The sequence below is a fragment of the Sulfitobacter sp. genome (assembly GCF_041552635.1).
Taxonomy (GTDB): domain Bacteria; phylum Pseudomonadota; class Alphaproteobacteria; order Rhodobacterales; family Rhodobacteraceae; genus Sulfitobacter.
Genome location: NZ_JBFEKM010000303.1, coordinates 1 through 2,639 on the forward strand (window position 1 = coordinate 1; position 2,639 = coordinate 2,639).

The 2,639-nt window shown below is 57.9% G+C and carries 2 protein-coding genes; both read right to left on the bottom strand.

Annotated elements, in window-relative coordinates; all coding sequences use genetic code 11:
- Positions 1 to 504, bottom strand: a 504-nt coding sequence (locus ABYT07_RS20365) for a hypothetical protein (protein ID WP_372993829.1), incomplete at its 3' end; no start/stop codon positions are given.
- Positions 505 to 652: 148 nt separating this feature from the next.
- On the bottom strand, positions 653 to 2,639 hold a 1,987-nt coding region (gene carB, locus ABYT07_RS20370; RefSeq protein ID WP_372993830.1), incomplete at its 5' end, for a carbamoyl-phosphate synthase large subunit.

Here is a 2,639-nt window from a genome sequence, read left to right on the forward strand (position 1 = left end):
CACCATATATGTCTGCCACTGGTTGTTTTCGCCCAGCAAACGGATGCGCGACTGTTGCAGCGGACCTTCGACGTATTGAAATATGTCGGGGTTCGCGTTCGTGCCGATGTTCTTTACCACCAGATCGACGGCGGCGTATTCTGTGACGCGGTTATCTTTAAAGAAACAAACGCCTTCGTATCCGCCAATGCCCACGGCGGCGATTGCAGCACCTGTAACAACAACGGGCGAGGACAGCAGGCCCGCCGTGGTGCTGATGATGGCACTTGTACCGCCAATTTTGCCGACCGTTTCGGTGGTTGATTTCAACATGGTCATGCCGGTCATGGCTTGGGGGAGGGTGTAAAAACCAGCAGTCGCCATGCCTGAGTTTGCGGCCACACCGTTTCCGCTGCTGGGAGAGGCGGTTAAAAGGCTGGGTCGATAATCACAAATGCCTGCGATGGATGCCGTCGCACCGGTCGAAAAGACCGCCACGGCAATGACCCTGAGTGAACTGAACATTGAACTTCTGCCAAATCTAACGCAGCCGTAAGGCTACGGGGCATCTTTGCTGCAAGTCCCGTCTTGAACGCAATGATAAGTAGGCGCTGGACGCATCACTATTAATTGACCGCGATTTGCCGCAGCATTAATCGGATGCGTCCGCGTTTTACCCCTGCAACGACTTCACGCCAATCTCGTCCTCGGCCTGTGCTTTGATCGCCAATGCGGCGGCATACGAACCCGCTGCGGTCGTGAAATACGGGATCTTGTCGTACAGCGCGATGGAGCGGATGGATTTGCTGTCTTCGACCGCTTGCGAACCTTCGGTGGTGTTCATCACCAAGTGGATCGCCTCGTCTTTCATCATGTCGGTGATGTCGGGGCGGCCTTCGTAGACCTTGTTCACGATTTTACAGGCGATGTCATGGGAAGTCAGCCATTCGGCGGTGCCACGGGTGGCAACGATGGTGAAATTCTGTTCCAGCAGAATACGCGCGGCGGTCAGCATGTCATCAGTCTTGTCCATGTCCTTGATCGAAAGGAAGGCACAGCCGTTGCGCGGCAGCGGGTTGCCAGCACCCATTTGCGCCTTGAGGAACGCACGAGGGAAGTCGCGGTCCCAACCCATGACTTCGCCGGTCGAACGCATCTCTGGCCCCAACAATGTGTCGACGCCGGGGAAACGGGCGAAGGGCAGAACGGCCTCTTTCACAGAAAACCACGGCATGTTCGGATCGGCCAGCGTCATCGGATCACCCAGCGGCAGCACATCGTCATAGGCCGCATCGGCATTGTAGGGCGCGCGCAACGGGAAGTTCGACAGCGGTTCGCCCGCCATGATCCGCGCGGCAATGGATGCGATGGCGGAATCCGTTGCTTTGGCCACAAAGGGCACGGTGCGCGAGGCACGCGGGTTCACCTCGATCAGATAAATCTCGTTGTCTTTGATCGCGAACTGGATGTTCATCAGGCCGACGACGTTCAGTGCAAGGGCCAGCGCTTTGGTCTGCTTTTCGACCTCTGCGATGATCTCGCGCGAAAGCGAATAGGGGGGCAGCGAACAGGCGCTGTCGCCTGAATGCACGCCTGCTTCTTCGATGTGCTGCATGATGCCGGCGACATGGACGTTTTTCCCGTCACACAGCGCATCAACGTCAAGTTCAACCGCGCCGGACAGATAGTTGTCAAGCAACACAGGGCTTTTGCCCGATACGACAACGGCCTCGCGGATATAGCGTTCAAGGCTGGCTTGGTCGCGCACGATTTCCATCGCGCGGCCACCAAGGACGTAGGAGGGGCGGATCACCAGCGGGAAGCCGATGTCGGCTGCAATTTCCAGTGCCTCGGCGTCGGAATGGGCGATGCCGTTGTGGGGCTGTTTCAGGCCGAGCTTTTTGACCAGATCGGCAAAGCGTTCGCGGTCTTCCGCCAAGTCGATCATGTCGGGCGTGGTCCCAAGGATCGGGATGCCCGCGTCTTGCAAGGCTTGCGCGATCTTCAGCGGGGTCTGGCCGCCAAATTGCACGATCACACCATGCAGCGTACCGTTTTCCTGCTCGACGCGCATGATTTCCATGACGTGTTCAAATGTCAGCGGTTCAAAATACAAGCGGTCCGAGGTGTCATAGTCGGTGGACACAGTTTCGGGGTTACAGTTGACCATGATGGTCTCATAGCCGGCATCTGTTAGCGCATAACAGGCGTGGCAGCAGCAATAGTCGAATTCAATGCCTTGGCCGATGCGGTTCGGGCCACCCCCCAAGATGACGACTTTTTTGCGGTCCGATGGGCGTGCCTCGCATTCGACTTCGCCAAATGCCGGGGATTCGTAGGTGGAATACATATAGGGGGTTTGCGCCTCGAATTCGGCGGCGCAGGTGTCGATGCGTTTAAAGACTGCTTTGACGCCAAGATTCAGGCGGGCCCGGCGCACGTCGTTTTCGTCGCGGCCTGTCAGGGTGGCAAGACGCGCGTCGGTAAAGCCCATCATCTTGAGCTGGCGCATCGCGGTCTCATTGGTTGGCAAGCCTTCGGCCCGCACGCCCTCTTCGGCGTCAACAATTTCGCGGATACGGGCAAGGAACCAAGGGTCGAACATGGTCACACCGTGGATGTCCACGTCGGACATGCCGTGGCGCATGGCCTGCGCGATG